Source organism: Streptomyces iranensis (assembly GCF_017874715.1).
GTDB lineage: Bacteria > Actinomycetota > Actinomycetes > Streptomycetales > Streptomycetaceae > Streptomyces > Streptomyces iranensis.
This window is the reverse complement of the sequence record NZ_JAGGLR010000005.1, coordinates 469388-481338: the sequence shown is the minus strand read 5'-3', so window position 1 is coordinate 481338 and position 11951 is coordinate 469388. Positions and strand designations below refer to the sequence as shown.

The window sequence follows — 11951 nt, the reverse complement described above, 5'->3', positions numbered from 1 at the left end:
AACCCCAGCCCGAGACCTGAGGCGCAACCCCGGGCCGGGATCTGGGGCGCAGCCCCGGTTTCGGGGTCTGGGGCGCAGCCCCGGACTGGGGTCTGAGGCGCAGCCCCGGTTTCGGGGTCTGAGGCCCAACCCCAGCCCGAGACCTGAGGCGCAACCCCGGGCCGGGATCTGGGGCGCAGCCCCGGTTTCGGGGTCTGGGGCGCAGCCCCGGACTGGGGTCTGGGGCGCAGCCCCGGACTGGGGTCTGGGGCGCAGCCCCGGGCCGAGACCTGAGGCGCAGCCCCGGGCCGGGGCCCGGGGTGGAGACCCGGTTTCGGGGAGGGGCGGGGAAGGGGGCAGCCCGCCGCAGGCGTTACGTGCCGTCGGACATCACACCTGGGGCCCCGCCAGCACCTCCTCGCACGCGGTGCGCAACCGCCGCGCCCCCTCGGCCAGTTCGCCGGTGCCCGCCACCGACGCGAAGCTCAGCCGCACATGGGGCGCGGGCGGTTCGGCGCAGAAGTACGGGCGGCCGGGGGCGACGGCGACTCCGGCCCGCAGCGCGGCGGAGGCCAGGGCGGCCTCGTCGGTGCCCTGGGGCAGCCGCAGCCACAGGTGGTAGCCGCCGGGTGGGACATGGCGCAGCTCAAGCGCGGGCAGCTCCCGCCGTACGGCGGTGACGAGCGCCTCGCGGCGGGTGTGCAATTCGGCGGCCACGGTGCGCAGATGGCGGGGCCAGGAGGGCGCGCCGACGAGTTCCAGGGCGGTCTCCTGGAGCGGGCGGGGCACGAAGAAGCTGTCGACCACCTGGATCGCGCGCAGCCGCTCCAGTACGGGGCCACGGGCGGCGAGCGCGGCCACTCGCAGACTGGGCGAGGTGGCCTTGGTGAGCGAGCAGACGTGGACCACCACCCCGTCGGGGTCGTCGGCGGCGAGGGTGGCGGGCAGCAGGGGCGCATCCTCGTGGACGAGCCGGCGCGCGAAGTCGTCCTCCACCACGAACGCGCCCGCCGCACGGGCGATCGCGAGCACCTCGCGGCGCCGTTCGGCGGAGAGCGTCGCACCGGTGGGGTTCTGGAACAGCGGCTGGCAGACGAAGACCCGGGCGCCGGTCGCCCGCAGCGCCTCGGCGAGCAGATCGGGGCGCACCCCGTCGGCGTCCACCGGGACGGGGACGGGGCGCTGCCCGGAGGCGCGGGCGGCGGCGAGTATCCCGGGATAGGTCGGGGATTCGACGAGGACGGGCGCGCCGGGCGGGGCGAGGGCGCGCAGCGCGCTGGTGAGCGCGGACTGGCCGCCCGCGGTGACCAGGACGTCGGCGGCGCCGAGGGCCCCGGCCGGGCCGCCGATCTCCCGGGCGAACCAGGCGCGCAGTTCGGGGAGCCCCTCCACCGGCGGGCGGCCCCAGGCCCCCGGCCGCCGCCCGGCGCGGGCCAGGGCGGCGGCCAGCGCCCGCTCGGGCTGGAGCGAGGAGTGCAGATAGCCGTTGTTGAACTCCAGGATCCCGGGCGGTGGGGCGGCGAGCGTGGCCAGGACGCCGGAGGCGTCCACCGAGCGCGGCACCGACTCACCGGCCGTCTCCACGCTGAGCGCGACCTCCTGCCAGGAGGTGTCCCCGGGCCGGGGCGCCCCGGCCCGGGGACGCTCGGCGCGGAAGGCACCGGCGCCCGGACGGGTGACCACCAGCCCTTCGGCGGCCAGTGCGGCGAGGGCGCGGGAGACGGTCACCGGGCTCACCCGGTGGCGCTCGACCAGGGCCCGGCTGGACGGCAGCTTCTCTCCGGGTGAGTAGCGGTTCAGATCCTTCCGCAGCGATTCCGCGAGATCGACCACACTGCTACGCTGTTGCATGAGAGCACAGGATAGCGCTACTGACAGCAGTGCGATAGCGGTGAGCGGCGGCCCCACCCCGGGCCGGGACGACACCCCAGCGGCCCCGACCTCCTCGGCCCCGGCCTCCCCGACCTCCGCCTCCCCGGCGCCGTCCGCCACCGGCACCGTGCTCGCCGCGCTCGGCGTGGCCGCCTTCTCCCTCACCTTCCCCGCCACCGCCTGGGCGCTCACCGGCCTCGGCCCCTGGTCGGTGACCACCTGCCGAGTGGTGCTCGCCGCGCTGATCGCGGGCGGGGCGCTGGCCGCCCTGCGGGTCCCGGTGCCGGACCGCCGCCACTGGCCGGGGCTGCTGGTGGTCACGGCCGGGGTCGTCGTGGGCTTCCCGCTGCTGACCACGCTCGCCCTTCAGACCTCCACCACCGCACACGCGGCCGTGGTGGTCGGTCTGCTGCCGCTCACCACCGCCGCCTTCTCGACCGTACGCACCGGGGTGCGGCCCTCACGGCTGTTCTGGGCCGCGGCGCTGGCCGGGGCGGCCGTGGTGATCGCCTTCGCGGTGCAGCAGAGCGGCGGCGCGCCCACCACCGGCGATCTGTATCTGTTCGGCGCGCTGCTGATGTGCGCCGCGGGCTACACCGAGGGCGGCCGGCTGGCCGGCCATATGCCGGGCTGGCAGGTGATCGGCTGGGCGCTGGTGGGCTGTCTGCCGCTGTCGGTGCCGGGCGCGGTGCTCGCGCTGTCGGCCGAGGACGTCCATCTCGGCGGCCGCGCGGTGGCCGGACTGCTGTGGCTGGCGGTGGGTTCGCAGTTCGTGGGCATGGTCGTCTGGTACCGGGGGATGGCCGCCATCGGGGTGACCAGGGCCAGTCAGCTCCAACTGGCCCAGCCGCTGCTCACCCTGGTGTGGTCGGTCCTGCTGCTCGGCGAGACGCTGACCCCTGCCGCCCCGATCGCCGCCGTCGCGGTGCTGGTGTGCATCGGGGTGACACAGCGGGCCCGGGTCCCGGCGGGCGTGGTACGGGCTTCCAGCCCCGGCCGGACGCGTAAGTCCGAAACCCCCGAAGGGGCCGACCGGCTCGCCGAAGCGGTGGACCGGAATCACTCCCCGGCGGGGGCAAACCAGGACAACCAGCCATAGACTGGCCTCAGGGATCGCATTGCCCTCCAGCGGACGGGAGGTCACGCACATGGAGGCGACCGTAGGCGACAAGCTGCTGGTGCACGGCAGGGTTGTCGGAATTCACGATCGTGTAGCGGAGATCATCGAAGTGCTCGGGGACAGCGGGGAACCGCCCTACCGCGTGCGTTACGAGGACGACGGACACGAGTGCCTGTTCTCCCCCGGGCCCGACTCGGTCGTCCGCCACCTGGCCGCCGGACCCGGGCAGCGTTAGGGAGTGTCCGACGGATCTTGACGCCCGCGGCGGATCTTTCCCCTCCCCACCCCTTCCCCCGGCATCAATACGCGGCTCCGCCGCTCGGCCCGCAGGGCACCCCGCGGCCGTCCCCGCGGGGCAGGGACCCGGGTCAGCGGGGCAGGGGCCCAGGTCAGCGGGGCGGACGTACGCGATACGGATAGTGGTCGGCGACCACACGCGCCATGGCGCCGTTGCGGTCGGCGGCCACTTCCTTCGCCGAGAAGTACACATTGCCGCGCACCTGGGGAAAGCCCCGGTCGAAGGTGAGGTGCCGGGACAGCTCCGCCGGGTCCTGCCAGGGCGCCGGCTGCGCCGGATCGCCCGCCTTGTAGAGCGCCTCGCCGATGTAGAGGTTCACCCCGGTGCCCCGGACCGCCTCCGACCACCAGGGGACGAGCGCGGCGTAGTCGGCGGCGGCGAAGCCGATGTTCCAGTAGACCTGCGGGACGATGTAATCCAGCCATCCCCGCCGCACCCAGCCACGGGTGTCCGCGTAGAGGTCGTCGTAGGTCTGCACCCCGGCCGTGGTGGCGGAGCCAAGCGGGTCGGTGGCCTGGTTGCGCCAGACGCCGAAGGGGCTGATGCCGAACCGTACCCGCCGCCCCCGCCGTTTGACCCGCACGGCCGTCTCGTACACCAGGCGGTCGATGTTGTTCCGCCGCCAGGCCGCGCGGTCCGGGAAGCCCGCGCCGTAGCGCTCGTACGCCGCGTCGTCGTCGAAGACCTGACCGGCCACCGGATACGGGTAGAAGTAGTCGTCCCAGTGGACGGCGTCGATGTCATAGCGCGCGACCGCGTCCAGCATGGCGTCCTGGACGAAGCGGCGGACCTCGGGCAGCCCGGGGTTGTAGTAGAGCTTCCCGCCGTACGGCACCACCCACTCGGGGTGCACCCGGGCCGGATGGGTGGGGATCAGCCGTGAGGGGTCGGTGTGGTTGGCGATCCGGTACGGGTTGAACCAGGCGTGCAGCTCCAGACCGCGCCGGTGCGCCTCGCGCACGGCGGTGCCCAGCGGATCCCAGCCCGGGTCCTTGCCCTGGACGCCGGTGAGGCACTCCGCCCACGGCTCGTACGGTGAGGGCCACAGCGCGTCCGCCGTCGGCCGCACCTGGAAGACCACCGCGTTGAGCCGGCGGCTCACGGCGGTGTCGAGGAAGCCAAGCAGCTCGGCCCGCTGCTGCTCCGCGGGGAGACCGGGCCTGGACGGCCAGTCGCGGTTGGCCACGGTGGCCAGCCACATCCCGCGGAACTCGGGCCGGTGCCCGCCGCCCCGCCCCTCCGCCAGCGCGTCGCCCGCCGTGACGGTGGCGGCCAGGGCTCCGGCGGCCGCCACCGTGAGACTTCTGCGCGTGATCCGACCCATGAAACTCAACTCCTCGCCCCAGGGACCTGCACGGCAACTCCCGCTGATGATGGGGCCCTTGTGGGGCGCCCGGCAATGCTTACCGCGAATCCGGGACGGTCAGGCCCAACCCCCCCTCCAGGACCCCTTGACTTCACCCTTCTCGCACGGCCATACGGCCGCTAGCATCGGATGACGCACGCATGGGAGCGCTCCCAAATACCCTCGCCCGCATGGCCCTCACGCCTCACTACCCCCACGTCCGGAGAGGAAGTTCCCGTGCGCAGCAACGGCAGAAGACCGGTCGGCGCGCTCATGGCCGCGCTGGCACTCGTCGGCGGCTTACTCACCGCGGCGGCCTCCCCCGCCGCGGCCCGCCCCGAAGCCGCCCCCGCCCGGAGCACCGCCCAGGCCGACGCCTACACCTGGAAGAACGTCCGCGTGGACGGCGGCGGCTTCGTCCCCGGCATCGTCTTCAACCGCAAGGAGAGGAATCTCGCCTACGCCCGCACCGACATCGGCGGGGCGTACCGCTGGGACCAGTCCGGCAAGCGGTGGGTGCCGCTGCTGGACTCGCTGGACTGGGACCACTGGGGCTGGACCGGGGTGGTGAGCCTGGCCAGCGACTCGGTGGATCCCGACAAGGTCTATGTGGCGGCCGGTACGTACACCAACAGCTGGGACCCGGGCAACGGCGCGATCCTGCGCTCGTCCAACCGGGGCGCCACCTGGCAGTCCACCACCCTCCCCTTCAAGCTCGGCGGCAACATGCCCGGCCGCGGCATGGGTGAGCGGCTGGCCGTGGACCCCAACCGGAACAGCGTGCTCTACCTCGGCGCGCCGAGCGGCAACGGACTATGGCGCTCCACCGACTCCGGTGTCACCTGGTCGAAGGTGACGTCCTTCCCCAACCCCGGCACATACGTCCAGGACGCGAGCGACACCAGCGGCTATCTGAGCGACAACCAGGGCGTGGTGTGGGTGACCTTCGACGAGCGCACCGGCTCCTCCGGCAGCGCCACGAAGACCATCTACGTGGGCGTGGCCGACAAGGACAACACCGTCTACCGCTCGACGGACGCGGGCGCCACCTGGTCGCGGGTGGCCGGGCAGCCCACCGGCTATCTCTCCCACAAGGGTGTCCTGGACGCCAAGAACGGCTATCTGTACCTGACCACCAGCGACAAGGGCGGCCCGTACGACGGGGAGAAGGGCCAGGTGTGGCGGTACACCACGGCCACCGGGGAGTGGAAGAACATCAGCCCCATGGCGGACGCCGACACCTACTTCGGCTACAGCGGACTCACGGTGGACCGCCAGAAGCCGGGCACGCTGATGGTGACCGGCTACAGCTCCTGGTGGCCGGACACCCAGATCTTCCGCTCCACCGACTCGGGTGCCACCTGGACCCGGGCCTGGGACTTCACCAGCTATCCGAACCGGTCCTTCCGCTACACCCAGGACGTCAGTGCCGTCCCCTGGCTGACCTTCGGCACCAACCCCACCCCGCCCGAAGTCACCCCGAAGCTGGGCTGGATGACCGAGGCGCTGGAGATCGACCCCTTCGACTCCAACCGGATGATGTACGGCACGGGGGCGACGGTCTACGGCACGGAGAACCTCGGAAACTGGGACACGGGCGGTAAAATCGCCATCACGCCCATGGTCAGGGGCCTGGAGGAGACGGCGGTCAACGATCTGGCCAGCCCGCCCACCGGTGCCCCGCTGCTCAGCGCGCTCGGTGACATCGGGGGCTTCCGCCACACCGATCTCGACGCGGTGCCCGCGAGGATGTACACCTCGCCCACGTTCACCACGACCACCAGCCTGGACTACGCCGAGACCAACCCGAACACCGTGGTCCGGGTGGGCAACAACGACTCCGCGCCGCGGATCGCCTTCTCGACCGACAACGGCGCCAACTGGTTCCAGGGCAGCGAGCCGTCCGGGGTGACCGGCGGCGGCACGGTGGCCGCGGCGGCGGACGGCGGCGGCTTCGTCTGGGCCCCGGAGGGCACCCCGGCCGTCTACCACACCACCGGTTTCGGCAACTCGTGGTCCGCGTCGAGCGGCATCCCCGCCGGAGCGGCCGTGGAATCCGACCGCAAGAACCCCAAGAAGTTCTACGGCTTCAAGGCGGGCACCTTCTACGTCTCCACCGACGGCGGCGCCACCTTCACCGCCAGGGCGTCCGCCGGGCTGCCGGCCGACGGCCCGGTGCGGTTCAAGGCGCTGCCGGGCGCCGAGGGCGACATCTGGCTCGCGGGCGGCAGCACGGGCGGGGCGTACGGGCTGTGGCACTCCACGGACTCCGGCGCGACCTTCACCAAGCTGAGCGGTGTCCAGCAGGCGGACACCATCGGCTTCGGCAAGGCGGCGCCGGGCGCCTCGTACCAGACGCTCTACACCAGCGCGAGAATCGGCGGCGTACGCGGCGTCTTCCGCTCCACCGACGCCGGGGCGAGCTGGACCCGGATCAACGACGACGCCCACCAGTGGGGCTGGACGGGCGCCTCGATCACCGGCGACCCACGGGTCTACGGACGGGTCTACATGGCCACCAACGGGCGCGGCATCCTGCGCGGCGACATCTCCTGACGGCGGGGGCGGGCCGGGGCCGGATTCCCGGACCCGGCCCGCCCCCCACCGATAACCGGAAGGTAACGTCTGCGGCGACAGGGGGACGGCACAACGGACAGTTGGACCAGCGAAAGGCACGATGTGACCGACATCGAACGCGTCGGAGTGGTGGGCTGTGGCCAGATGGGTGCGGGCATCGCGGAAGTGTGCGCCCGATCCGGCCTGGACGTCATGGTCGCGGAGACCACGGGCGAGGCCCTGGAGATAGGGCGTACCCGGCTGACCAACTCCCTCGGGAAGGCCGCGGAGCGCGGCAAGATCACCGAGGAGCAGCGCGACGCGACGCTGGACCGGCTGAGCTTCACCACCGATCTGGGGGAATTCTCCGACCGTGATCTGGTGATCGAGGCGGTCGTCGAGAACGAGCAGATCAAGACGGAGATCTTCCAGGTCCTCGACCAGGTGGTGACCCGCCCGGACGCGATCCTGGCCTCCAACACCTCCTCCATCCCGCTGGTCAAGCTGGCCGTCGCCACCTCCCGGCCGGACCAGGTGATCGGCATCCACTTCTTCAACCCGGCGCCGGTGCAGGCGCTGGTGGAGCTGATCCCGGCGCTCACCACCGGTGACGAGACCATCAAGCGCTCCGAGGCGCTGGTCGGCGACATCCTGGGCAAGCACGCCATCCGCGCCCAGGACCGCGCGGGGTTCGTGGTCAACGCGCTGCTCATTCCGTATCTGCTGTCCGCCATCCGGATGTTCGAGTCCGGGATCGCCAGCCGCGAGGACATCGACAACGGCATGGAGCTGGGCTGCGCCCATCCGATGGGCCCGCTGAAGCTGTCCGATCTGATCGGCCTGGACACCATCGTGGCGATCGCCGAATCGATGTACGAGGAGTACAAGGAGCCGCTGTACGCCGCTCCCCCGCTGCTGCTGCGGATGGTGGACGCGGGCCGTATGGGACGCAAGACGGGATCGGGCTTCTACTCGTACTGAGCCTCTCCTCGCACTGAGCCGCACTCGCGCCAGGTGACGGCGAGCCCGGAACATGGGCGTCCACGTCCGCCGCAACGGCGATGGCAACGCGAGGCCGTCAGTCCGAGCCGTCGAGGTCGTGGCCCGCGTCGGCGCCGAGGACGCCGTCCAGCTCGGAGATCTCCCCGACCAGCCGGAGGACGTCCCCGGTGCCCTCGAGTGCGAGCACCACCTCGGCGACCCCCGTATCGGCGGGCCGGGCCTCCTCCTCGGCCCGGACGACCCGGGTGGTGCGGTCCCGGCCCTTCCACGGCGCCCGGTCCACCCGGACCCGGCCCACCTTGTACCCGGCGGCCGTGCACAGCTCCAGCACGCGCGGCAGCAGCCCGGCGCCCACCCGGTACGAGAGCTGCAACTCCACCCGTTCGGCCGACCAGAGGGTCGGCAGCCGGCGGGTGAGCAGCGGATAGCCACGGATCACCAGGAAGTGCACCGCGGTGGCGGCGGTGGCCAGCAGGGCCAGACCACCGCCGCAGGCCATGCCCACCGCACAGGTCAGCCAGACGGTCGCGGCGGTGGTCAGTCCGCGGACGGCGTCCCGCCGGACGAAGATCAGGCCACCGCCGATGAAGCCGATACCGGAGACGATCTGCGCTGCCACCCGCGAGGGGTCAAGGCCGACGTGGTCGCGGAACAGCACATCGCTGAAGCCGTACTGGGAGACCTGCATGAACAGCGCGCTGCCCACACCCACCAGGGTGTGGGTGCGCAGCCCGGCGCTCTTCTGCTGCACCGCCCTCTCGAGCCCGATCAGGGTGGACAGCACCAGCGCGACGCCGAGCTCGGCGAACTGCCGCACTCCCTGGTCGGCGCCGAATGCCCACATCGGAGCGGCGATCAGTGCCACATCCATCCCTTCCGTCCGGTCTGTCCGGCCTGTGGATGGACGCGATCCATCCGGTCCGCCCGCCCCTCGCGGTCCCTTTCCCTCGACCGCCGTCCCCCATGAGTACCCGCTGAGTACCCGCTGAGTACCGCCTTTCGCACGGGGTGTGCGCCGGTGACTCACACACCATCCCCACACACGCTCCCGCACCACCTGGGCATGCGCTTGACTCGGAGCGTCACCACTGCATGGACGTTACATCCGGAAGGGGATCAACCCGTGACCACCGAGCCCGAGCAAGCCGCGTTAGCCGTGGAGCTCGCGGAACTGCGCCGGACCGTCGAAGTGGGCTTCACCCGCGTCGACGGCCGGCTCGCCCTGCTCGACCACCGCGGAGAGCAGGCTGAGGAGGACGTGAACCAACTGGGCGGGCGGATGCGGATACTGGAGCACGGACGCTGGCCGCTACCCTCCATCGCCGCCCTGACCGGGCTGTCCGCCCTGGCCGTCGCGGTATGGCAGGCGGCGGGACACTAGTCCGGACGGCCGGCGGCCCGGCCTAGCCGAGCCTGATGTGGTGGAGCAGCAGCAGCGCGGCCGCCATGTTGGCCGCGGGCACCTCACCCCGCGCCACCAGGTCGGGCACCAGCTTCAGCGGCACCCACTCGCGGCGGTCCGACTCGAAGTCGTCCTCCGGGTGTCCGACGTACGACGCCTCCTCGGCCCAGTAGATGTGGTGCCGTGCGTCGGTGAGCCCGTTGGACGGCTCGACGGAGAGCAGATGGCGCAGCGGGCCGGGCCGCCAGCCGGTCTCCTCCTCCATCTCCCGGGCCGCGGCGTCGGCGATGTCCTCACCGTCCTCGACGACGCCCGCGGCCAGCTCCCAGCCCCAGGCGTCGGTGATGAACCGGTGCCGCCACAGCAGCAGCACCTCGTTGGCCGCGTTCACCGCGGTGGCCACGGCCACCGGGCGCAACCGGATCAGATAGTGATCGAGTTGACGTCCGTCCGGGAGCCGGACATCGGCGAGGTTGACCCGGAACCATCGGTTCTCGTACACGGTCCGCTCCCTGAGGTTCTTCCAGCGCACTGTCAGCCACCTTTCGTCGCACGGGAGGCCATCCTGGGCCACCCGCTGACGAGAGTGCGGACCCGCGAGCGGAACCGCGGTCACAGAGGAACGCGCAGTGCCCCGTCGATGAGTTCGGCGGCCTCGGCCGTCGCGGCGCTTCCGCTGGCCGCGAGGTGTTCCCGTACCGCCCGCAGCCGGTCGCGTAACCGCTGGGACTCCATGCCCCGCGCCCGCTCGGTCATCTCCACCGCGGTGGCGCCCGCCCGGTCCGCCTCGCCCTGGCGCAGCTCGATATGGGTGAGCATGGCGAGCCGGTGCACCCGGCCCCGGTCGTGGGCGGGGGTGCCGACCGCGGCGGCGGCGTGCTCGCGGGCGCCACCGAGGTCGCCGAGGCTCAACAGCGCCTCGGCCACCTGGACGTTCACCAGACCGGGCTGGACATAGCCGGTCTCGTCGGGCTCCTGGCCCGGTCTGATCCGGTCGGCGGCGGTCTCGGCACGCCGGATGCAGGACAGCGCCCCGGCGCCGTCGCCGAGCCGGGCGTACGCCTTGGCCTGCATGGCGTAGAGGTCGGCGGCGAGCGCGGGGGTGATCTGGGAACCCGCCGCGCGCAGCGCCGACTCGGCGAAGGCGACCGCCTGCCGGTACTCCTTCATGAAGAGGGACTGGTTGACCAGCAGCGCTATCACATACGCGCCCAGGCCCCGGTCGCCGCTGGCCTTGGCGAGCCGCAGCGCCTGGTGGAAGTAGCGCTGGGCCAGGCCGTGCGCGTTGGAGTCGTACGCGCAGATCCCGGCGATGGCCACCAGGCCGCCGGTCGTCCGGTGCAGCTGGCGGCCAGTGTCGTCGGCGTACGCGCCGCGCAGCAGCGGCGCGGCCTCGGAGTTGAGGAACCCCACCACCCGGGTCCGGGTCGCGACACCGCCGGCCTTGCGGTACATCTGCTCGTAGTGGGCGCGGGCGGCGCGCAGCGTCTCGATGTCGGTCATGCTGACGCGGGTCAGCCCGCGCCGGGAGACATCGGAGTCCTCGGGAGGGTTCTCCCACTCCCACACCGGGATGACGGCGGGGGTGCCGGTGACCGCCGGGGCCTCGACGACATGCGGGCGCTGCTGTTCGTCCGAGCGCCACAGCGCGGTGGCGCGCTCGACGAATCCGGAGAGCGGGGTGGCGGGGCCGCGGACGCTGCCGGGGGTGCCGAGGCCGATGTCGTCCAGGGTGAGGGCGCGGTGCAGCCGCTCGCCCAGCACCTCGCAGATGAGGTCGGGCACCTGGCCGCGCGGCCGCTGGCCCTTCAGCCACCGGGCCACCGCGGTGTGTTCGTACCGCAGCTTCATCCCCCGGGCCCGGCCCGCCTCGTTGACATGCGCGGCCAGCCCCGCGTGGGAGACTCCGGCCTCGTCGAGCACGGAGTCGAGCAGTGTGTTGGGCTCCATCTCGCCCTCCCGAAGCGCTCGGTGGCGCCAGCGTAATGGAGGGCGATTCGCACGGGGTGTGAATCGGGACGGGGTGGGGCCCAGCGGGGCCGTTCCCCCTTCCCACAACCTCAATATGCCGCTCCGCCACCACCACGTGGCAGGGGTCCCGCCCCTGGCCCCCTGGTGCTTGGGGCGCAGCCCCCGGTCTCGGGAAGGGGCGAAGCCCCGGTTTCGGGGCCTGGGGCAGAGCCCCGGTTTCGGGGCCTGGGGCAGAGCCCCGGTCTCGGGGCCTGGGGCAGAGCCCCGGTCTCGCGAAGGGGCGAAGCCCCAGTATCGGGGCCTGGGGCAGAGCCCCGGTATCGCGAAGGCGCGAAGCCCCAGTATCGGGGCCTGGGGCAGAGCCCCGGTATCGGGAAGGCGCGAAGCCCCAGTATCGGGGCCTGGG

At 72.5% G+C, this 11951-nt stretch carries 10 protein-coding genes; 5 read left to right on the top strand and 5 right to left on the bottom strand.

Features of this window, described 5'->3' with window-relative positions; genetic code table 11:
- Positions 1-369: 369 nt before the first annotated feature.
- On the bottom strand, positions 370-1830 hold the full coding sequence (locus tag J2Z30_RS12090; protein ID WP_044568669.1) for an aminotransferase-like domain-containing protein: 1461 nt from the start codon (positions 1828-1830) through the stop codon (positions 370-372).
- Between J2Z30_RS12090 and J2Z30_RS12085 the strand changes: the two genes are divergently transcribed.
- Together J2Z30_RS12085 and J2Z30_RS12080 are read left to right on the top strand one after the other, a co-directional pair.
- Positions 1829-2950: a DMT family transporter gene (locus J2Z30_RS12085; RefSeq protein WP_078956532.1), complete on the top strand. Its 1122-nt coding sequence runs from the start codon at positions 1829-1831 to the stop codon at positions 2948-2950. The genes J2Z30_RS12090 and J2Z30_RS12085 overlap by 2 nt on opposite strands.
- A gap of 49 nt (positions 2951-2999) precedes the next feature.
- Positions 3000-3206, top strand: a complete 207-nt coding sequence (locus tag J2Z30_RS12080; RefSeq protein WP_044568670.1) for a DUF1918 domain-containing protein — start codon at positions 3000-3002, stop codon at positions 3204-3206.
- Between the two features lie 154 nt (positions 3207-3360).
- Here the strand turns inward: J2Z30_RS12080 and J2Z30_RS12075 are convergent, their stop codons facing one another.
- A complete protein-coding gene (locus tag J2Z30_RS12075) occupies positions 3361-4593 on the bottom strand; it encodes a glycoside hydrolase family 10-like protein (protein WP_044568672.1) in 1233 nt (410 codons plus the stop codon).
- A gap of 258 nt (positions 4594-4851) precedes the next feature.
- Between J2Z30_RS12075 and J2Z30_RS12070 the strand changes: the two genes are divergently transcribed.
- A complete protein-coding gene (locus tag J2Z30_RS12070; RefSeq protein WP_345659968.1) occupies positions 4852-7170 on the top strand; it encodes a xyloglucanase in 2319 nt (772 codons plus the stop codon).
- A 123-nt stretch (positions 7171-7293) separates the two neighbouring features.
- The gene (locus tag J2Z30_RS12065; protein WP_044568673.1) at positions 7294-8151 is read left to right on the top strand and encodes a 3-hydroxybutyryl-CoA dehydrogenase; all 858 of its coding nucleotides are present in this window, start codon (positions 7294-7296) and stop codon (positions 8149-8151) included.
- A gap of 97 nt (positions 8152-8248) precedes the next feature.
- Here the strand turns inward: J2Z30_RS12065 and J2Z30_RS12060 are convergent, their stop codons facing one another.
- Positions 8249-9043, bottom strand: coding sequence for an MgtC/SapB family protein (locus J2Z30_RS12060; protein WP_044568674.1), 795 nt, complete (start codon positions 9041-9043; stop codon positions 8249-8251).
- 252 nt (positions 9044-9295) lie between these two features.
- Between J2Z30_RS12060 and J2Z30_RS12055 the strand changes: the two genes are divergently transcribed.
- Positions 9296-9553, top strand: coding sequence for a hypothetical protein (locus J2Z30_RS12055; protein WP_044568676.1), 258 nt, complete (start codon positions 9296-9298; stop codon positions 9551-9553).
- A 22-nt stretch (positions 9554-9575) separates the two neighbouring features.
- Here the strand turns inward: J2Z30_RS12055 and J2Z30_RS12050 are convergent, their stop codons facing one another.
- Both J2Z30_RS12050 and J2Z30_RS12045 read right to left on the bottom strand, forming a co-directional pair.
- On the bottom strand, positions 9576-10106 hold the full coding sequence (locus J2Z30_RS12050; RefSeq protein WP_044568677.1) for an NUDIX hydrolase: 531 nt from the start codon (positions 10104-10106) through the stop codon (positions 9576-9578).
- Positions 10107-10186: 80 nt separating this feature from the next.
- Entirely contained in the window at positions 10187-11524 is a 1338-nt protein-coding gene (locus J2Z30_RS12045; RefSeq protein WP_044568678.1) for an NsdA family TPR-like regulatory protein, read from the bottom strand.
- Positions 11525-11951 lie beyond the last annotated feature (427 nt).

Coding starts and splice junctions, on each gene's coding strand:
- J2Z30_RS12090 (WP_044568669.1), bottom strand. CDS start 1,830: ATGCAACAGCGTAGCAGTGTGGTCGATCTCGCGGAATCGCTGCGGAAG.
- J2Z30_RS12080 (WP_044568670.1), top strand. CDS start 3,000: ATGGAGGCGACCGTAGGCGACAAGCTGCTGGTGCACGGCAGGGTTGTC.
- J2Z30_RS12045 (WP_044568678.1), bottom strand. CDS start 11,524: ATGGAGCCCAACACACTGCTCGACTCCGTGCTCGACGAGGCCGGAGTC.
- J2Z30_RS12085 (WP_078956532.1), top strand. CDS start 1,829: ATGAGAGCACAGGATAGCGCTACTGACAGCAGTGCGATAGCGGTGAGC.
- J2Z30_RS12075 (WP_044568672.1), bottom strand. CDS start 4,593: ATGGGTCGGATCACGCGCAGAAGTCTCACGGTGGCGGCCGCCGGAGCC.
- J2Z30_RS12060 (WP_044568674.1), bottom strand. CDS start 9,043: ATGGATGTGGCACTGATCGCCGCTCCGATGTGGGCATTCGGCGCCGAC.